This is a genomic window from Proteus penneri (genome assembly GCF_003144535.1).
GTDB classification, from domain to species: domain Bacteria; phylum Pseudomonadota; class Gammaproteobacteria; order Enterobacterales; family Enterobacteriaceae; genus Proteus; species Proteus penneri.
The window spans coordinates 200,805-219,766 of record NZ_PHFJ01000002.1 but is presented as its reverse complement, the minus strand read 5'-3'; the positions used below and the strand labels follow the sequence as shown (position 1 = coordinate 219,766).

Genomic DNA, 18,962 nt, shown 5'->3' with positions numbered 1-18,962 from the left:
ATGATTATTCCAGCATTAGATTTAATTGAAGGGAAAGTCGTTCGTCTTCATCAGGGTGATTATGCCAAACAGCGCGATTATGATGATAATCCGCTGATACGCTACCAACAATATGAAAAAGAGGGTGCAAAATTACTTCACTTAGTGGATTTAACGGGAGCAAAAAATCCCTCTGCCCGCCAAATTCCACTGTTAAAAGAACTTGTTACTTGTGTCAATGTGCCTGTACAAGTGGGTGGTGGTATTCGCACTGAAGATGATGTGAAATCACTACTTGATGCAGGGGCAAGCCGTGTTGTTATTGGCTCTACCGCAATCAGTCAGCCCGAAATGGTAAAAACATGGTTCGAGCGCTATGGTGCGGAAGCCATTGTATTAGCCCTCGATGTTCGCATTGATAAACAAGGCAAAAAGTGGGTGGCAGTCAGTGGTTGGCAAGAAAACTCACCCTATACGCTTGAAGAGATCATCGAGCTTTATCAAAGTGTGGGTTTAAAGCATGTGTTATGTACCGACATTTCTCGAGATGGCACATTGGCGGGCTCTAACGTCGAACTGTATAAAGAAATTAGCCAACGTTTTCCTGATATTTTATTCCAAGCTTCAGGCGGTATTGGTGATTTACAAGATATCGCAGATCTTCCAGCATCCGGTGTTGCCGGTATTATTGTTGGTAGAGCATTATTAGAAGGCAAGTTTACATTAAAAGAGGCAATATCATGTTGGCAAAACGCATAATTCCTTGTCTTGATGTCCGAGATGGGCAAGTTGTTAAAGGTGTTCAATTTCGTAATCATGAAATTATTGGTGATATTGTCCCTCTTGCTGAACGCTATGCCAAAGAAGGCGCTGATGAACTGGTATTTTATGATATTACCGCCTCTTCTGATGGTCGAGTTGTTGATAAAAGCTGGGTGTCACGCGTAGCTGAAGTCATTGATATACCATTTTGTGTTGCTGGTGGCATTCGTTCCGTTGAAGATGCAGGAAAAATTCTCTCTTTTGGGGCTGATAAAATTTCGATTAACTCGCCTGCGCTTTCTGATCCAACATTGATTTCACGTTTGGCAGAACGCTACGGTGTGCAATGTGTTGTCGTAGGTATTGATACTTGGTTTGATGAAAAAACAGGTGAATACCTAGTTTATCAATTCACAGGTGATGAAAAACGTACTCAACAAACACACTGGAAAACACTTGATTGGATACGTGAAGTTCAAAAGCTAGGCGCAGGTGAAATTGTTTTAAATATGATGAATCAAGATGGCGTAAGACAAGGCTATGACTTGAAACAATTAGCTCAAGTGCGCCAAGTTGCAGATGTACCTCTTATTGCCTCTGGTGGTGCTGGCGAAATGTCACACTTTCTTGATGCCTTTAAATTAGCCAATGTTGATGGCGCACTTGCAGCGTCTGTTTTTCACAAACAAATTATTAACATTAACGAACTAAAACAATATCTTGCAGAAAATGACGTTAAGGTAAGAATATAATGAATAGTGAAACATTAGCGCAATTAGATTGGGAAAAAGTGGATAATCTCATGCCAGTTATTATCCAAAATGCCATTTCAGGTGATGTATTAATGCTAGGCTACATGAATAAAGAAGCGCTAGATGTGTCACTAAAAAGTGGAAATGTCACTTTCTATTCTCGCACTAAGCAACGTTTATGGACAAAAGGAGAAACATCAGGCAACTTTCTCAAGTTAGTCAATATTTATCCTGATTGTGATAATGATACTTTACTTATTTTAGCTAACCCGATTGGACCAACTTGCCATAATGGCACTGAGAGTTGCTTTGCTCCTGCACAAAGCCAGTGGGGATTTCTCTATGAGCTGGAAAATATATTACGTGAGCGTAAAAAAGCCTCACCAGATAGCTCGTACACTGCCCGCCTTTACGCCAGCGGTACAAAACGAATAGCTCAAAAAGTTGGAGAAGAAGGTGTAGAAACTGCATTAGCCGCTACAGTTAATGACAAAGAAGAGTTAAGAAACGAAGCCTCTGATTTGCTCTATCACTTAATGGTACTATTACAAGATCAATCATTATCACTCTCTGATGTAATAAGTTGTCTACAAGAGCGCCATAAAAAATCAGAGTAAATGAATTAACATTAATATGAAAAAGCCGATACTCCTAAAGTATCGGCTTCATTTTTGAAAAAAAGCAAAAAAATGACTTAATTACCTTTTTATTTCCTGCGTATTACATTGCTTGGCGGAATAACTCGATAACATCACTTTCAGTACCCTGAACAGGGTTAGTAATTGCACAAGCATCTTTCAGCGCATTTTCAGCTAATGTTTTAAAGTCTTCTTCTTTTACACCTAATTCTTTCAGACCTGCTGGAATACCAACATCTTTAGCCATTTTACGAATTTCTTCAATACATGCCTTCGCACCTTGCTCATCGCTCATTGCAGAAACATCAACACCCATCGCTTGTGCGATATCTTTTAAACGACCTGCTGCTGCTTGAATGTTATAAGCTTGAACATGTGGTAATAGAACCGCATTACACACACCATGAGGTAAGTTATAGAAACCACCTAATTGGTGAGCCATAGCATGTACATAACCTAAAGAAGCATTATTAAATGCCATACCAGCTAAGAACTGAGCGTAAGCCATGCTTTCACGCGCTGCCGCATCACCACCATTATCAACCACTTTACGTAAAGATTCGCTGATCATAGTGACAGCTTTTAATGCACACGCATCAGTGATTGGATTAGCAGCAATTGAAACATATGCTTCTACAGCATGAGTTAACGCATCCATACCTGTTGCAGCGGTTAAACCTTTTGGCATACCTATCATTAATTCTGAATCATTTACAGATAAAAGTGGTGTAACGTTTTTATCAACAATAGCCATTTTAATATGACGTACCGTATCTGTGATGATACAAAAACGTGTCATTTCTGACGCAGTACCTGCTGTAGTATTAATTGAAATTAGTGGTAATTGCGGCTTTTCAGAACGGTCAACACCTTCATAATCTGCAATTTTTCCACCATTAGAAGCCACTAACGCGATACCTTTAGCGCAGTCATGTGGAGAACCACCACCTAAAGAAATCACACAGTCACATTGATGTTCTTTCAGCAGCGCTAAACCTGCTTCTACGTTTTCAACAGTAGGATTTGGTGCTGTGCCATCATAAGTCACACTTGAAATGCCTGATTCAGTCAATAATTTACTGACCTTATCGACAACACCCAATTGATTTAAAATACTATCAGTAACGATTAAGGCTTTATGAAAACCAAAATCTTTCATTGAACTTACAGCTTCAGCAAGACAACCAGCACCAATTTTATTTACAGAAGGGATATAGAATGTTGAAACTGCCATTATTGACTTCCTTTTTAGTAATTAAATCTATGTTTTAATATGTTCTATTCTTTTTATTCTTAAATTGATCATCATCAAAATAATGAATAAATATCAATTTATTTATAATAATAGTATACAAATATAATATTGGTATTCTAATTACCCTATTAATTCAATAGGATAATACTATTAACATATTATTATTTGTAATAAAATAATTTGAAAAGCTTATCAAAATAATCAAAACCAACTATAAACATCACAGCAGAATATTTTTTTTAAAGTCGTATAATGACTCTAATAAATAATCAATTAGATTCAGGAGTCATTGATGTCTTTGACTATTTTTGAGCAACTTACTGCTTTATTAGATAAAAACCACGCTACTTACCGTATTATGGAACACCTTACCGCAGGTCGTTCTGAAGAAGTTGCAAAAATCAGAGGAACACAATTAGGACAGGGAGCAAAAGGACTTGTTTGCCATATAAAAGGTAATGGCATTAAACAGCATGTTCTTGCAATATTACCCGCCGACAAACAAGCTGATCTAACAAAACTCGCTCACCAAATTGGTGGAACAAGAGCATCACTGGCAAGCCCTAAAGAAGTGGATGATCTTACTCAATGCGTATTTGGCGCAATACCGCCTTTTAGTTTTCATCCTGCATTAAAGCTTGTGGCCGACCCTCTACTTTTTGAACGTTTTGATGAACTCGCTTTTAATGCAGGTACATTAGAGCGTTCTATTATTCTTAATACACAAGATTATAAGCGTATTGCACAGCCTGAATTAATCTCTTTTATTCGAGATGAAGAAAACCAACAATAAAAACATTTAACCTATTTTTAACAATTACCCTAATCGAAGGGTAATTGTTATTATAATAACTATTCTTTCTGAAGGCTTATTTGTTTGTTAGTTAACGTTTTATTTAAATTAATGAATTTATCGTTAGTTAATTCCCATTTAAAATAAATTTAATAAAAACAAATAATTGACGACACATTCTTTCCTTAAATCCTCTTTTTCATAATTATTTACATTTAAATCATTTTATTCACCAAAAAATAAAATCAAATACACAACCCATTAAATAAATATGATAAATCAAAACAAAACATAGATTCATTAACCTATTGATATAAGAAAAATAAATTTCAAAAATAGCGATAAATTGAAATTAAATCTAATTTTTTAGATGAAGAGCACAATATTTGATAAAATCAACTTTATTTTATTGACCTGATTTACTCATACCTTTAAGTTACCTGTTACAACAAAATAAATGTAAATAATAATTTACATCATAATTTCTTTTTTATTTAGTCAATATCTTTCAGTTACAGGGAATTTTTATGCAGACTTCATCCCGCAAGCTCCCCCTTTATCGTGTGTTATATATTCAAGTTATTATTGCTATCATTTTCGGTATTCTATTAGGGCATTTTTACCCTGATGTTGGTGAATCCTTTAAACCACTAGGTGATGGATTTATCAAAATTGTAAAAATGATCATTGCACCGGTTATCTTCTTAACTGTAGTAACGGGTATTGCAGGTATGAATAACATGAAAGCAGTCGGAAAAGTGGCTGGTAAATCAATGATTTACTTCCTAACATTTTCTACGATTGCACTTGTGATTGGATTAATCACTGCCAACATTATTCGTCCTGGTGATGGCTTAAACATCTCTCCTGAATCATTAGATAGTAGCCGAGTAGAAATGTATGTCACTCAAGCACATAGTTCTTCTCTTGTTGATTTTTTAATGAATATCATCCCTGACACTATCGTTAGCCCTTTAGTTAACGGCAATATCTTACAAGTATTGTTTGTTTCTGTGATTTTTGGTCTAGCATTAGCATCAATCGGCTCACAAGGTGAACCTGTATTAAAATTCTTACAGCATCTTTGTGCTCCTATCTTTAAGATGGTTAGTATGCTAATGAAGTTAGCACCTATTGGTGCCTTTGGTGCCATGGCTTTTACAATAGGCAAATATGGTATTTCTTCTATTGGCAATTTAATGTTGTTAGTCATTACTTTTTATCTTACTGCATTACTTTTTGTTCTCGTTGTATTAGGCGCTGTAGCTAAATATAACGGCTTCTCCATTCTCTCTTTAATCAAATACATTAAAGATGAGTTATGGTTAGTATTAGGTACCTCTTCATCTGAAGCCGCGCTACCCACGTTAATGAATAAAATGGAGAGTTTAGGCTGTAAAAAATCGGTTGTCGGCTTAGTTATTCCAACGGGTTACTCCTTTAATTTAGATGGCACTAATATCTATATGACCATGGCGGCCTTATTTATTGCACAAGCAACGGGCGTAGATTTGTCATTAACAGAACAGATTACATTACTCTTTGTTGCCATGATCAGTTCAAAAGGTGCTGCAGGTGTCACGGGGGCTGGTTTTATTACTTTAGCAGCAACATTATCGGTTGTTCCTAGTGTTCCCGTTGCTGGTATGGCGCTTATCTTAGGCATCGACCGCTTTATGTCAGAGTGTCGCGCTTTAACCAATATTGTGGGTAATGCCTGTGCTTGCATTGTTGTCGCACGATGGGAAAATGCCTTAGATAAAGAAAGAATGAATGATGTTTTTAGTGGAAGAATATCCAGAGAAGACTTTGCTGATGATAATTTAGTTTCTGAGAATAAAAGTATAAAAAACTATTATTAAAAATAATAATCAGTTATTTCTATCTAATTAATTATTTAAAATATAGGGGAAGTTACTCAAACTGCTGAGTATAAATTCTTCCCCTAAAATAGATAATTATTTAAACCTAGTAATCTTGAATGGGTAATAAGTGAAATTGGCGCCTCTCTTTTTGATGTTTCAGGCGTATTTTATATGCTTAAAGGAATGGATTCTTGTGATAAGAAAAGTATTATCGAATCCACTCGCAGAATACTAAATAGTATGGTTAAAGATAATTTACTTGAAAGAGCGTCTAGTTACGAAAGATGACAAACCTTTCACAGACATCTTAAAAAATCAACATTACATAAAAAGCCATCAATCAATATTAACTCATTGAAGTAACATCTAATAACTGAATTATAAACCGTACTCCAATATATTAATTGATGGCTACAAATAAATTAAAATTGTGCTTTATTCAACCAGAATAGAAACATCTATACTCCCTTTATAATTATTGGCAGGGACATTACCTTGAGCACAAAGATTAAATGATAATGATTTCATTAAAGAACTATCTTTATAAGAACCCAACTGTTTTCCATTATAAAATTCAAAAGCATTCGAATCATTTTTATTACAAATGGCATCAGTTACCGATTTTTCACCGTCAGAAACGGAAATGTAAGGCGCTACTTCGTTAGCATTTAATGGATTATCTGGCTTCATCTTCATGCCTGTCTTGCTTGAATCAACTAATTCGCCAAAAGGTTTTAATGAAACATAGAGACTTCCATTGTTAGGGCAAGACACCATAATACCAGCTAGATATTTATCAAGTAATTTAGGTGAGCTATATTGCTTAGCTAATTGAGGTGCAAACTGTATATTAGTTGAACTCATCGGTGTCACATTACACTTTTTTAAAACATGAATAGGGCCATCATCAAATGAAAAAGGAACCGTATCTACGATATACCCATCACCACCTGTCTTAGGTTGTGCTGCCGACCAATATAAAGGGGCAACAAAATCATAAATACCTGGTTTTACATTGCCAACAGCATAAATAGAATAAGATTTTATACGTAATTGTGAACTCTGGAACCGCGTATAAAACCCATACCAACATAATGGACCATTGGTAAGAATAGTATCGCTCTTTTCACCTGTAATTGAGCTCGCATTTCCTCGATTTAAATTAATATAAGCGTAATGAGGTGTACCACGGTCATTAGGTACATGTTCAATTACTATTGTGCCATTAATCGCAGCAACTAGATAATTTGTTTTATTTTCCTCAGGACTTGCATTTTTATTATACAGTCTCAGACCATATTCACCGTCCTGTCCTCCAGGTAACGGAAATAGAAAATTCCCTACCGCATTATTACCTTTATTACAATAACTTCTGGTATTGTTAACGCCTGTCGTCCCTTGATCTCGGTTAGCGTTACTAACTTTCACTCTTAGGTAAGACTGCGTAGGATAAAATTCTCCAATATATCCCGTACTACCATCAGGAACAGTAAGTGCATAAGTCATCTGAGAAAATGATATTAATAGTAAAAAAAAGCTTATCTTAGTAAATTTCATTTTACAGTTTCCGCTTTACATTTTAAAATTTATTACCACGTTAATGATAATTTAATTGAATATTTAAGGGTTGAGTCATCCTTAATAGAGTTATATTTATAATATAATTAGCAATATTACTCTTATTTTTATATTATCTGCTCTTCTTTCATTTCATACATTATTCACCCTTAATTATTTTAGTCTCTATACCTAAAATTAAACCGAAAACTCACCGCATTAGAATAGTCAATTTCATTAAGTATATTAAAACGTTATTGTGTTATAAATTTATTCACAAATGACATTAACATTTCTAATTGGATTATCATTTATAGTCATTTTATCTAATCCGGAGTAAACAAATTTACAAGTATTTTTATTCTTACCCCACTCAATATCTATCTGACCTGAATTAGGTAGACCACTCATATAAAGATTTTGAGAATTATCAACTAGCCCATTATTAGGTAATTCATTTAATTCATCTTTAGTATTAAGCGTCGCCACAGCCCCAAATGGAATTTTTTTAGTGGAATTACTCAAATTAAAAATAACTTGGTAGCCTACCTTTGTATTAAATGATTTGGCAAGCACAGCACCTGCTGTTGGATATACATTCATTGATGTATTAGTAAAAGTAACATCATCAGGTAATGTATTTACATCAATGGCTATAACATTTCGGTTGTATTCAGAAAGTTGAGTAACAACGGCGTTATCGAAATAATCAAAGCTTTGTCCAGTAGTTAACTCGCCTCCTCTTGCGTTTTCAGCACTCACTACAGCAATATTTGAACCTAATAATGGTGATAATGTTACTCCTTTAGAGTGTGCAACCACCCCACCACTTAAATTAGCATTAATATTTTGATTATTTCGGGAGTAACTATAACCTAGTCCAGCATTAATAATATTACCAGAATAATTAGTGTTGAGACTGCCACCATAATCTGAGTTAACATTATTATATTGTTGATAAACACCATAAGCTAATTTATTGTCTAGCGCCCCACCTGTGATACCCACTTGTTGATAAGTATTATGGTTATTATCAGTGGTTAACATATAATTTGCTGACATAGAGCTAAACCTTTCAGCATTGGATAATACACTGAACGGCATACTCATGGTAAAGTTTAGTCGATGATTCTCTGGCCAATTATTACTGGCTGTTTTTAGCCGATCGATACTGTAATCCACGTTAAAATTGATATTTTTTATATTGGTATTATAACCAACACTTAATGTTGTATTTTTATTATCATTTCCCCAATAATTCGTTCTTGCTCCCCTCAAATAAATAGAGCCATAGTAGCCTAAAGACTGAGAAATAGTTGTTTGAAAACTTGAACGCTGTCTATAACCTAACCAAGGGGCTATATTATCTTTTAAATTATAACCATAACCGTTAAAGTCTGAAAAAGAGTAATAATCTGATGTTGAATATCGTAATGTTGTTAAATCAAAAGATGTTCCTGTTGATAACATACTTTTCGAATAGCGTAGGCGGTAAGATTTACCTGTATAAGTGTTATCTAGTTTCGCACGAGATAAAGTCACATCAGTAGAAAGAGCACCAAATGAGCCTAAAGAGAAGCCAGTACCAACGACCAGAGAAGAATAATCTTTAGCGAGTAACGCACCACCATATAATGTAATATTTTTTGGTAAACCATAAACTAAAGTTCCTAATACGAAATTACTTTTCTTAGAATTTTCTCGTATTGAACCATCATATTTACCAGCAGCAAATTCATACTCAAACTGCCCTTCGCGAGTCATCAATGGTAAAGATGAATAAGGTTGTGTCGTAACCCGTTTAGAACCATCTTCTTCTTCGATAGTAATTTCTAAATCCCCAGAGTTACCACTAGCTGGGATATCTTCAATTTTAAAATTACCAGGAGCTACAAATGTTTGATAGATAATATTACCATTTTGGCGAATAGTAACTGTCGCATTAGAATTAGCAACCCCCGAAACAACAGGCGCAAATCCGCGCATGCTACTAGGTCTCATTAACACATTAGTTGCTAAAGAGATCCCTTTCATTGGAATACTATCAAATAAATTACCACTCGTACTAACTTCACCCATTTTTAAAGTTGATGCGAGATGATTGATTGCCCGCATAATATAGGTATTAGAGAATTTGGAATAAGTATTTTTAAAATTTACATTATTTTCCGATTTTACAGAGTCTTTAGAATAACTATAAGTTGTACGTAAACGCCATGGACCAATATTTGCCCCACCATTTAAATTAACATATACATTAGAACTATTTGATGTACCTGAAGACGTTTGTTTATTCCTAGAAAAGTTAGCCATATAGTTAAATAATAAGGCAGTAACCCCATCATCTAATAGCTCAGGAGGAATTTCCCCACCAAAAGAACTTTTCATATAAACTTGAGGGATTGAAATATTTAGCGTTAACTGACTAATATCTTCAGTTAATTTAGCATTAGGAATATACTGTTCTATATTAAAAATAACAGTATCATCAGCTAACCCTTTTAAATCTTTTATTTTATCTACATCAACACCAAATAGTTGTAATAATTTAGGTGTTAATGTTGGTATAACTTTACCCTGATCATTCTTTTCAAACTTTATATCATAATCTCCCATAGGAGATAAATTAACATTAACGTTTAAATTATAAGTTCCTACTGAAAGTGTATTTTCCTGATAAAACTGACTTAAATCAATATCTTCTGATCCTTGCATTAATAAATTAGGATCAAAGTAATTATCAGCTTTAGCTAGAGATGGCATAGTAAGGTATAAAATACAGATAAAATTTGTAAATCCCTTTATATTATTCAATTTAAAACACTTCATAATTTTATGCCATTCCTTAAATTGTTATTAAATGTTACTCTCTAAACGATGAAGTTTTAGATCAAGCATATTTTCATCACTTAGTTGCCAATAAATATCACCAGAAACATTAGGTGGAATCACTAAATTTTTCTGACTAAATGGAGGTAAAAAAATAGGTCTTCCTTTTTCAAAATATAAAGGTGTTTCACCTACTAAAACCTTAGAAAAAGTGATATATAAAGGAGAGTTATTAGTTAATAAAATAGATGAACCCTCTCTTTTTATAACTATTTTTTTATCGGACTCTACTTTTTCTACAGAGAGTTCTTCAATACTTTTAGGCCTATAAATTAATTTAAAAAAAAATGTCGGTGTTACTACTAAAGATGTTTCTTTTTTATCATCACTATTTTTTCTTTCTTTTTCTTCTGGAATTGCTCTTAATGCAATCCAAAATAAAGTTTCTCTGTCTTCTGGTAATTTTTGATTTTTATATTCATTACTAGAACGTTTTATTCTCCAACTAAAAGCTGAATTAGGTGCTAACTTGTATAAAGGAGGTAAGATAATAAAAGGAACTTCATTACCTAAATTATTAGGATTATTTTTTTGATTATCATTTTCAAAAATAGAAGTTTCTATTAAGTAATTGATATCATTATTATTAGATAATTCTATGCTTACACCATTACTAGATTCATTATAAATATAATTTTTTAAAGAAAAACTAATCCCTGTATCGATATTGCTATTTTGCATTAAATGAATATCACTAGCCAATGTACTTTTATAGAAGAACATTAGCATAAAAGTTAAAATCAACACCTTTATATTAAATATATTTTTGGGAATATTAGTTTTTTTCATAATAATGTTATCTATTGTTTTTTTCAATTAAGGATTGTGAATAAACAGATGAATATCCACCAAAATCATCAATAATTTGCCAACTAACATCTTTCACTTTTTCATTATTATCTAAAGCTATTTCCGATAATGGCGGAACCATTACTGGGATAGGTGAAGAATATAAAACTCCATTTAATTTTAATTGAGATAGTGACATAAAATATGGACTAGGGTTTTTTATCACCAGTTTGTTATTAACTAATGAAAAGGATAGTTTATCAGCAAAATCACTACTACTCTTTTCAAGCAATGATTCAGGGCGATAAAATAATTTTATTACAAATCTTGTAACAACAGTAATTTCTGTATTTATTTCGCTCTTTTCTTGACTATTTATTTTTTTACTTTCTGGTATTAACTGTATTGCTATAAAAAAAACAGACTCTTTATCCTTAGGTAAATGTGATAATGACTGAGGTAAAATTTTCACTGTACTTGATAGATTAGGCTCGACTCTAACAAGTGGCGGAATAATAATAAAACTATTATCAATTTGTTGATTATTCAGTGTCAAGTTTATTTGGCTTTGTGCTAAGTAAAGATTAGGAGAATTATTATAAATAACAACACTTTTACTTTTATCTGTTGCTTTAAAAATAACACGGGTCTGTTTTAAAGAAACGCCCGCAATAGTGTATAAAGAAAAACTAGAAATAAATAAATAGATTATACACTTTATTAATAATATTTTTTTCATATCTCCTACTTTATTTATCTTTTAGTTAACATAGTAACTTAATGTCACAGAAGCTGTAAATAAACCAATATCTGGTTCGCAATTTTCAGTTTTACAGCGAAGAGATGCTGTTAATTGTTTCTTTTCAGCTTCTGATTTTATATTATCCCACACAATAGAATTAGGATCAGGTGCCGCAGAATTAGAAGTATTGACTGAGAATACTCTATTATTAGCAACGTCCTTTATCTGAACCCCAATATTACCATCTGCTTTATTATTAAAAAAATTAGTTGTATCTGCTAATGTGTTTCCTTGAGAAATATATATGCTAACATTACTTAAATCTTTTGATGTGCATTTTTGTAAACCTATAGTAAAAGGAATATTAATTGAATCATTTTTGATATCTATTGAAGACACAATCCCTGTATCAGGTGTTTTTGATAAAATAATACTCTCAGGTGTTTCAACATCACATGTATTTTTAAAAAATTGCACAGAGAAATTATATTTAATAGAATCTTGTGATGATGCTATTAAAGGGAATAGATATAGAGTGAGAAATAAAATAATTACTTTCTTTTTAAATTTAATTAATTTCATATTCACTCCTGAATATATTCTAATATTACAGCAGCATTGGATATACCTGATGTAACATTTTCAGCTCTTTTCACAAAACTGACTTTATAATTTATCCCAATTAAACTATCAGAATTAGTTGTAAATATTGTTTTATTCTCTACATCTACTTTCTGACAGTTTAAATTTTCACCATCACATACAGTTAATTTAAATCCAGTATTAGTTTTATCATTGGAGCCAAAAAAAACACCATTATCAAAATTTGTACCAGAAGCAGGTTTAGCTGTTAACGTTATATTTTTTTCACTACCTTCGGGAAAGTCTTTACATCTTATTAGATATGAAAAACTTTTAGAATCAATAGATTCCATAATGGATTTTTTTTCAACATCACTGACAATATAATATTTGTTAAAGTCAATTGACTTATTTAAATCATTAGAACTATCAAACTCACAAGTTCCGGCTATAACAGTTGTTTTAAAATTTATTGTTCCGTTAGCAATCGTAAAATTAAAATAAAAGATAGCTATCAAAATTATACAAGTTCTAATTAATTTTCTGAGAAAACTCATCTAGGCCTCCCAAATCATTAAATACACTCCATTTCACCATACCTTTTTGCTTAATTGTTGAAAATGTCGATGTTGAAAAAGGGTAAAGAATGTTATTCTCTTTATTAAGTTTTATAGCTACTTTATTTATAGTTAGTGATGCGAGATTAATATGGTATGGTGTATTATTCTCAACTACTAACTGAGAACCATTAAATGTAAACTTTGGTTTTGAAAAAGCCATACTTGGTGACATTGATAAACCTTTTGGACGATAAAAAAGTTTAATTACATTTTCTAAACCAATATTCATACCATCTTCATTATTTTTTGATTCAGGAATATTGCGCGAATGAAAATAATAGAGAGATTCTCTGTCTTTCTGAAAATTATTATTAGAAACAACCTGAATCTTTACTGCATTATAACTATTTGGTTGTGCTTTAAATAAATTAGGAGTAATTAAAAACAAACCTTCCATTGGTCTATTTTCGTCATATTTCTTAGTAATATAATTTGCGACTAGATATGGCTTACTACTTCTATTTTGGATATTTATAGCTGTGCTTTTACCCTCTTCCATAACAATCCTTGTTTGACTTAAACCAACCCCGCCTTCCTGAGCCAATACAGGCTGAACAAAAAAGAGAGTTAAAAATAAGCTAAAGAAGATGGATGAAAACTTGAACATAGTCATACCTTAATTTTTAATATAGGGAATAACTAATGAGTTAGTTTATCCCCTAATTATTTTATATAGTTAATGCCTACTCTAAAGAGCAAAGTTTTTCTTATTAGTCGTATGCAACACTAAATGTAACAGGCACATTAATATCTTGTGCTTTCAGTGTGTCACCTTTTACTGTGGTCATTAACCCAGCAGTTACAGGTACAACGAACTCAGTTTCACCTTCTTTTGCATTCAGTACGGCCACTGATTCATTTGGTTTTAATTCAGTATTAAGCATACCTTCATAGTTTGATGTTAATTTAACACCAACCTGTGTAGCTGTAGAACTTGAGAATAAATCATTGTGACCAGCCAGAGTGTTACCTGTAGCAATTATTGTTACTGGAGTTTCTACAGCTTGACCTTCTTCACCAGCGCTTCCTGGGAATACTTTAGTGCAGTTATTTAGCACTAAGTTAAATCCTTTTTCTGCAATAGGAGTAGAAATATCACCAGTAGTAAGTGAGCCAATAGCATGAGTACCTAAATCTACTTTCGCTGTATTTGCACTAATGTCACAAGTTGCAGTCACTAAACGCGCAGTAAAGTCTACTTTCGCATTTTCAGCCGCCATTGATTGACTAGATACGCCAGTCAAAACTAGAGCCATAGTAATTAAGCTTAATTTAGATTTTAATGCATTCATATTTATATACCTTAATTTTAAGAAGTAATGCTAGTAATAAATAAATACTAGTTAATCATCATTATATAAAACGCATTGATAAGTTTTTTATTAACCAATCAATATTTAATTACTATAATAAATATTAATAAAACTTCAATTACTCAAAAAAAGAATGCTTTGATATATTCATTAAATAATCAATTATTTATATTATTCTTAATAATTAATTATTAAGAATTATCCTAATAAGCAATATTAATCTGATTATCATTAAATGATTTTTTTATTTATATATAGGATTAGATATTAATTTGATTATCATTAAATGATTTTTATTTATATATAGAAATAAATATTAATAATTAACTTTAGCATATATTTATTTTAAGTAAGAAGGCGTTAAAAATTGTTTATTGCTTTTTTAGACTAGTACCTTAAACATCCTGACCTTCATAAATATAAAAAATAGATAAAAATGACAATCATAGTTCGATATATTGACTTGAAGGAGACGATCTAGTTAACCAGCAAAATTAAGCAATAATTTTGGAGAATGTACGCAAAATGAAATTAGTTCTCTATCCACCAAAAAAAACAAAATACAGTGCATTTCTAGGCCTTGTAGTATTCAATATATTATACTGACTATTAACACCTTTAATTTATTAAAATTTATAATATACTCCCGATTATATCTCTTTTTATTTTGTGATGAAAAAATTAAGAGATTCAAAATCCAGTTTTCCCAGAGCTACCAGTATTGCAAAAATATCATTGATAATAATTTATTTATAGATAATGAAACACCAACTAGAAATAAACATAACTTTGTTTTTCCATAACACTATCTAAAATAATGATGATATATCGTGTTACTTCTTGCTATGCTTCTATAGATTTACGTGTTTGGTGAAGAAGTTAATCCGTGCAGAAAGAAAGGCTAATGCAGGTGAATGACTAATACCGACATATCGGTTAAATAACAGTCAAAAATCACCTAGGATGATCCATCTAAATGATTTAGCATTTTATATAGACCAGCAAAGAGACGAGGCTATAATTGAATTTAATCGCTCAAAATAAAAAAGGTGCTGTATTATCAGCACCCCTAGATACTATAAACTAATTGTTTTAATGTTTTATTCCATCCACTCAGTGTGGAATACACCATCTTTATCAGTACGTTTATAAGTATGCGCACCAAAGTAGTCACGCTGAGCTTGGATTAAGTTTGCTGGTAACACTTCTGCACGATAGCTATCATAGTAAGAAATAGCCGCCGAGAATGTTGGAGTAGGAATACCTGCTTGTACTCCATAACAAACAACATCACGCAGAGCTTGTTGATAATCGTCTGCGATTTGTTTGAAGTATGGCGCTAATAGCAGATTTGCAATGCTTGCATTTTCGTTATAAGCATCTGTAATCTTTTGCAGGAATTGAGCGCGAATAATACAACCCGCACGGAAAATCTTGGCGATTTCACCGTAATTTAAATCCCAGTTATATTCATCTGATGCTGCTTTTAGTTGTTGAAAACCTTGAGCATAAGAGACAATTTTACCTAAATACAGTGCGCGACGAACATTCTCGATAAAGGCTTTTTTATCACCTGAGAATGCTTTAGGTGTTGGGCCTGATAATACTTTAGATGCCGCAACGCGTTGATCTTTTAGTGAAGATATATAGCGAGCAAACACAGACTCAGTGATAAGAGTCACTGGTACACCTAAGTCTAAAGAGCTTTGGCTAGTCCATTTACCGGTACCTTTATTTGCCGCTTCATCAAGAATAACATCTACAAGGTATTTACCTTCATCATCTTTTTTACGGAAAATATCAGCTGTTATTTCAATCAGATAGCTACTTAATTCACCTTTATTCCACTCGGTAAAAGTTTCTGCTAATTCTTCGTTAGTCAGACCTAAAGAGTGTTTTAATACAGAATAGGCTTCTGCTATCAGCTGCATATCACCGTATTCGATACCGTTGTGAACCATTTTTACATAGTGACCTGCACCATCAGCACCGATATAAGTGACACAAGGTTCACCTTCAGCAACAGCCGCAATCTTTTCAAGGATTGGAGCAACTAATTCGTAAGCTTCTTTTTGTCCACCTGGCATGATTGAAGGACCTTTTAATGCGCCTTCTTCACCACCAGAAACACCTGTGCCGATGAAATTGAAGCCTTGCGCTGATAACTCTCTGTTACGACGAATAGTATCTTTAAAGAAAGTATTTCCGCCATCGATAAGGATATCACCTTTATCTAAATGCGGTGTCAATGCAGCAATTGTTTTATCCGTTGCTTCACCCGCTTTTACCATTAATAAAATACGGCGCGGTTTTTCTAACGAATCAACAAACTCTTCAATAGAATAATTCGGAACCAGTTTTTTACCTGGATTTTCAGCGATAACGTCGTTGGTTTTATCGCTTGAGCGGTTGTAAATGGATACAGAATAACCACGGCTTTCAATATTTAGCGCAAGGTTACGTCCCATAACTGCCATACCAACCACGCCGATTTGCTGTTTTGACATGAAAATAACTCCCGTCTGAAAATAAACCTGCCAGTATCAATGTACTGACAATTTGTTAACCTGATCACATAGTAACTCACTCTCTCACTTGGTGGTAGTTATTGATGTAATTGGTATCACAATCTTTTAGACAAAATGAAATTATTCCCCTACTACTAATAATAATTTATTGAAAAATTCCTTCAAATTGCTCATTATTCTCAAGTCGGCATATGCCGTCTTTATAGAAGGTAAAACAAACTGTATGGAATGGATCTTGGATCCGACAATCTGGGTAGGACTGTCCACCCTAATTGTTCTCGAAATCGTACTTGGTATTGATAACCTTGTTTTCATTGCTATTCTGGCAGATAAACTCCCAGCAAAACTAAGAGATAGAGCTCGTATAACAGGGCTATTATGTGCCTTAGTAATGCGTGTCGTGTTGTTATTTAGCCTTTCTTGGCTTATCACTCTGACAAAACCTCTTATTACACTGTTTGATCATCCTTTCAGTGCAAGAGACTTAATTATGCTGCTCGGAGGGTTATTCTTGCTGTTCAAAGCCACGATGGAGCTTAATGAACGGTTAGAAGGTAAAGATCACGACGAAGGAAAACAACGCAAAACGACCCGCTTTTGGTCTGTCGTTGCACAAATTATCGTGCTGGATGCGGTATTTTCGCTTGACTCAGTGATAACCGCTGTGGGTATGGTTGATCATTTAGGCGTAATGATTGCGGCTGTTACTATTGCAATGTTCTTGATGATCCTTGCAAGTAAGCCTCTAACAAGTTTCGTCAATAATCACCCAACCATTGTTATCTTGTGTTTAAGCTTCTTGCTGATGATTGGTTTTGCATTAGTTGCCGAAGGCTTTGGCTACGCCATTCCAAAAGGTTATCTATATGCAGCGATCGGCTTCTCTATCATGATAGAAGTCTTTAATCAGCTTGCACAATTTAACCGCCGCCGTTTCTTATCTGCTTCTCGCTCTTTACGTGAACGTACAGCAGAAGCGGTTCTACGTATTATTAATGGTAAGCCCGAATCTTCTGAATTAGATCCTCACACATCTGATTTAGTCTCCAGCTCAGAAGAAGTGTTTGATCCTCAAGAACGCCAAATGATTGTGCGTGTGCTTGGTTTAAGCCAACGTAACGTCAACAGCATTATGACGTCTCGTCATGATGTTGAATACGTAGACTTAAATGCAACACAAGATGATATCCGCCAATTATTAGAGAAGGATCCCCACTCTCGTCTGGTGATCACTGATGAACAACATAGTGATGAACCTATCGGCGTGGTTAATGTTATTCAACTACTGAATCAACAGTTACGTAATGAGCCTCTAAACTTACGTTTATTAGTCACTCAACCTTTGATTTTCCCTGAAGGTTTATCCTTGCTGCAAGCGTTAGAACAGTTCCGTAGTGCTCACACTCACTTCGCTTTTGTTGTAGATGAATTTGGCTCAGTGGAAGGTATTGTCACATTAACTGACGTTATGGAAACTATCGCGGGTAACTTACCGGTCAGTTCTGAAGAAAACGATTCACGCCACGACTTGGTTCAAAATGAAGACGGTTCATGGACTGTTAATGGCTTTACACCACTTGAAGACTTAGTGCTTTATATTCCAATCAAATTGGATGAAAAACGTGAGTATGAAACCTTAGCAGGTTTATTAATGGAGCATTTACAACGTGTTCCAACTGTTGGTGAGAAGATCCTTATTGATGGCATTGAATTTGAGCCGTTAGAAGTGAACCACCATCGAATTAATAAAGTCCGAATTGTTGAACCCACACCAGAAAACGAAGAGAACGTTGACGAAGCGTAATCCCCGTCCAAATAGCAAAATATCCGCTTTAAAGGCGGATATTTTTTATCTGTATCTTATAAAGATAAAAAAATGGACTTTGCCAATTAATAAC

17 protein-coding genes are annotated in these 18,962 nt (G+C 33.5%); 7 read left to right on the top strand and 10 right to left on the bottom strand.

What is annotated here, in order from left to right:
* From hisA to hisIE, 3 genes are read left to right on the top strand one after another with little or no spacing between them, the layout of a single operon-like run.
* Positions 1 to 738, top strand: a complete 738-nt coding sequence (gene hisA, locus CUB63_RS04040; RefSeq protein WP_109847505.1) for a 1-(5-phosphoribosyl)-5-[(5-phosphoribosylamino)methylideneamino]imidazole-4-carboxamide isomerase — start codon at positions 1 to 3, stop codon at positions 736 to 738.
* Complete coding sequence (gene hisF, locus CUB63_RS04035; protein ID WP_006537505.1) at positions 720 to 1,493, top strand: imidazole glycerol phosphate synthase subunit HisF; 774 nt, start codon at positions 720 to 722, stop codon at positions 1,491 to 1,493. The genes hisA and hisF overlap by 19 nt, the downstream gene beginning before the upstream one ends.
* On the top strand, positions 1,493 to 2,110 hold the full coding sequence (gene hisIE, locus CUB63_RS04030) for a bifunctional phosphoribosyl-AMP cyclohydrolase/phosphoribosyl-ATP diphosphatase HisIE (protein ID WP_161669155.1): 618 nt from the start codon (positions 1,493 to 1,495) through the stop codon (positions 2,108 to 2,110). The genes hisF and hisIE overlap by 1 nt, the downstream gene beginning before the upstream one ends.
* Before the next feature lie 103 nt (positions 2,111 to 2,213).
* Here the strand turns inward: hisIE and yiaY are convergent, their stop codons facing one another.
* Positions 2,214 to 3,365 carry an L-threonine dehydrogenase gene (gene yiaY / locus CUB63_RS04025; RefSeq protein ID WP_072062843.1) on the bottom strand — a complete coding sequence of 384 codons (1,152 nt, stop codon included), beginning with the start codon at positions 3,363 to 3,365 and terminating at the stop codon, positions 2,214 to 2,216.
* 313 nt (positions 3,366 to 3,678) lie between these two features.
* Between yiaY and CUB63_RS04020 the strand changes: the two genes are divergently transcribed.
* Together CUB63_RS04020 and CUB63_RS04015 are read left to right on the top strand one after the other, a co-directional pair.
* Complete coding sequence (locus tag CUB63_RS04020) at positions 3,679 to 4,179, top strand: YbaK/prolyl-tRNA synthetase associated domain-containing protein (RefSeq protein ID WP_109400803.1); 501 nt, start codon at positions 3,679 to 3,681, stop codon at positions 4,177 to 4,179.
* 527 nt (positions 4,180 to 4,706) lie between these two features.
* The gene (locus CUB63_RS04015) at positions 4,707 to 6,041 is read left to right on the top strand and encodes a dicarboxylate/amino acid:cation symporter (RefSeq protein ID WP_109847504.1); all 1,335 of its coding nucleotides are present in this window, start codon (positions 4,707 to 4,709) and stop codon (positions 6,039 to 6,041) included.
* Positions 6,042 to 6,479: 438 nt separating this feature from the next.
* On the opposite strand, the gene CUB63_RS04010 is transcribed toward CUB63_RS04015, so the two are convergent.
* From CUB63_RS04010 to CUB63_RS03975, 8 genes are all read right to left on the bottom strand, one after another.
* Positions 6,480 to 7,550 carry a hypothetical protein gene (locus tag CUB63_RS04010; RefSeq protein WP_229096557.1) on the bottom strand — a complete coding sequence of 357 codons (1,071 nt, stop codon included), beginning with the start codon at positions 7,548 to 7,550 and terminating at the stop codon, positions 6,480 to 6,482.
* 321 nt (positions 7,551 to 7,871) lie between these two features.
* On the bottom strand, positions 7,872 to 10,430 hold the full coding sequence (locus tag CUB63_RS04005; protein WP_109847503.1) for a fimbria/pilus outer membrane usher protein: 2,559 nt from the start codon (positions 10,428 to 10,430) through the stop codon (positions 7,872 to 7,874).
* A gap of 27 nt (positions 10,431 to 10,457) precedes the next feature.
* A complete protein-coding gene (locus CUB63_RS04000; RefSeq protein WP_147280383.1) occupies positions 10,458 to 11,279 on the bottom strand; it encodes a fimbrial biogenesis chaperone in 822 nt (273 codons plus the stop codon).
* A gap of 7 nt (positions 11,280 to 11,286) precedes the next feature.
* Entirely contained in the window at positions 11,287 to 12,018 is a 732-nt protein-coding gene (locus CUB63_RS03995; RefSeq protein WP_109847501.1) for a fimbrial biogenesis chaperone, read from the bottom strand.
* A 21-nt stretch (positions 12,019 to 12,039) separates the two neighbouring features.
* Positions 12,040 to 12,603, bottom strand: a complete 564-nt coding sequence (locus CUB63_RS03990) for a fimbrial protein (RefSeq protein WP_109847500.1) — start codon at positions 12,601 to 12,603, stop codon at positions 12,040 to 12,042.
* A 2-nt stretch (positions 12,604 to 12,605) separates the two neighbouring features.
* Positions 12,606 to 13,160 (bottom strand): fimbrial protein, encoded by a 555-nt coding sequence (locus tag CUB63_RS03985; RefSeq protein ID WP_109847499.1) that lies wholly within the window; start codon positions 13,158 to 13,160, stop codon positions 12,606 to 12,608.
* Positions 13,135 to 13,830: a fimbrial biogenesis chaperone gene (locus CUB63_RS03980; protein WP_161669158.1), complete on the bottom strand. Its 696-nt coding sequence runs from the start codon at positions 13,828 to 13,830 to the stop codon at positions 13,135 to 13,137. Before CUB63_RS03980 ends, CUB63_RS03985 begins: the two co-directional genes overlap by 26 nt.
* Positions 13,831 to 13,933: 103 nt before the next feature.
* Positions 13,934 to 14,515 carry a fimbrial protein gene (locus CUB63_RS03975; protein WP_109847498.1) on the bottom strand — a complete coding sequence of 194 codons (582 nt, stop codon included), beginning with the start codon at positions 14,513 to 14,515 and terminating at the stop codon, positions 13,934 to 13,936.
* 942 nt (positions 14,516 to 15,457) lie between these two features.
* Here CUB63_RS03975 and CUB63_RS17685 point away from each other — a divergent pair.
* Positions 15,458 to 15,580 (top strand): pyocin activator PrtN family protein, encoded by a 123-nt coding sequence (locus tag CUB63_RS17685; RefSeq protein WP_255311248.1) that lies wholly within the window; start codon positions 15,458 to 15,460, stop codon positions 15,578 to 15,580.
* A gap of 56 nt (positions 15,581 to 15,636) precedes the next feature.
* Here CUB63_RS17685 and gndA read toward each other — a convergent pair whose 3' ends face one another.
* On the bottom strand, positions 15,637 to 17,043 hold the full coding sequence (gene gndA, locus CUB63_RS03965; protein WP_006537525.1) for an NADP-dependent phosphogluconate dehydrogenase: 1,407 nt from the start codon (positions 17,041 to 17,043) through the stop codon (positions 15,637 to 15,639).
* Between the two features lie 244 nt (positions 17,044 to 17,287).
* Here gndA and CUB63_RS03960 point away from each other — a divergent pair, with 244 nt between their 5' ends.
* Positions 17,288 to 18,868 carry a TerC family protein gene (locus CUB63_RS03960; protein WP_006537526.1) on the top strand — a complete coding sequence of 527 codons (1,581 nt, stop codon included), beginning with the start codon at positions 17,288 to 17,290 and terminating at the stop codon, positions 18,866 to 18,868.
* The last annotated feature ends 94 nt before the right edge of the window (positions 18,869 to 18,962 follow it).

Bases quoted from the DNA above. Each gene is read 5' to 3' on its own strand.
- CUB63_RS04000 (WP_147280383.1), bottom strand. From the start codon at position 11,279: ATGAAAAAAACTAATATTCCCAAAAATATATTTAATATAAAGGTGTTG.
- CUB63_RS03960 (WP_006537526.1), top strand. From the start codon at position 17,288: ATGGAATGGATCTTGGATCCGACAATCTGGGTAGGACTGTCCACCCTA.
- CUB63_RS04005 (WP_109847503.1), bottom strand. From the start codon at position 10,430: ATGAAGTGTTTTAAATTGAATAATATAAAGGGATTTACAAATTTTATC.
- CUB63_RS03995 (WP_109847501.1), bottom strand. From the start codon at position 12,018: ATGAAAAAAATATTATTAATAAAGTGTATAATCTATTTATTTATTTCT.
- CUB63_RS03980 (WP_161669158.1), bottom strand. From the start codon at position 13,830: ATGTTCAAGTTTTCATCCATCTTCTTTAGCTTATTTTTAACTCTCTTT.
- CUB63_RS03985 (WP_109847499.1), bottom strand. From the start codon at position 13,160: ATGAGTTTTCTCAGAAAATTAATTAGAACTTGTATAATTTTGATAGCT.
- hisA (WP_109847505.1), top strand. From the start codon at position 1: ATGATTATTCCAGCATTAGATTTAATTGAAGGGAAAGTCGTTCGTCTT.
- CUB63_RS03975 (WP_109847498.1), bottom strand. From the start codon at position 14,515: ATGAATGCATTAAAATCTAAATTAAGCTTAATTACTATGGCTCTAGTT.
- CUB63_RS04015 (WP_109847504.1), top strand. From the start codon at position 4,707: ATGCAGACTTCATCCCGCAAGCTCCCCCTTTATCGTGTGTTATATATT.
- gndA (WP_006537525.1), bottom strand. From the start codon at position 17,043: ATGTCAAAACAGCAAATCGGCGTGGTTGGTATGGCAGTTATGGGACGT.
- hisF (WP_006537505.1), top strand. From the start codon at position 720: ATGTTGGCAAAACGCATAATTCCTTGTCTTGATGTCCGAGATGGGCAA.
- CUB63_RS03990 (WP_109847500.1), bottom strand. From the start codon at position 12,603: ATGAAATTAATTAAATTTAAAAAGAAAGTAATTATTTTATTTCTCACT.
- CUB63_RS04010 (WP_229096557.1), bottom strand. From the start codon at position 7,550: ATGACTTATGCACTTACTGTTCCTGATGGTAGTACGGGATATATTGGA.
- CUB63_RS04020 (WP_109400803.1), top strand. From the start codon at position 3,679: ATGTCTTTGACTATTTTTGAGCAACTTACTGCTTTATTAGATAAAAAC.
- yiaY (WP_072062843.1), bottom strand. From the start codon at position 3,365: ATGGCAGTTTCAACATTCTATATCCCTTCTGTAAATAAAATTGGTGCT.
- hisIE (WP_161669155.1), top strand. From the start codon at position 1,493: ATGAATAGTGAAACATTAGCGCAATTAGATTGGGAAAAAGTGGATAAT.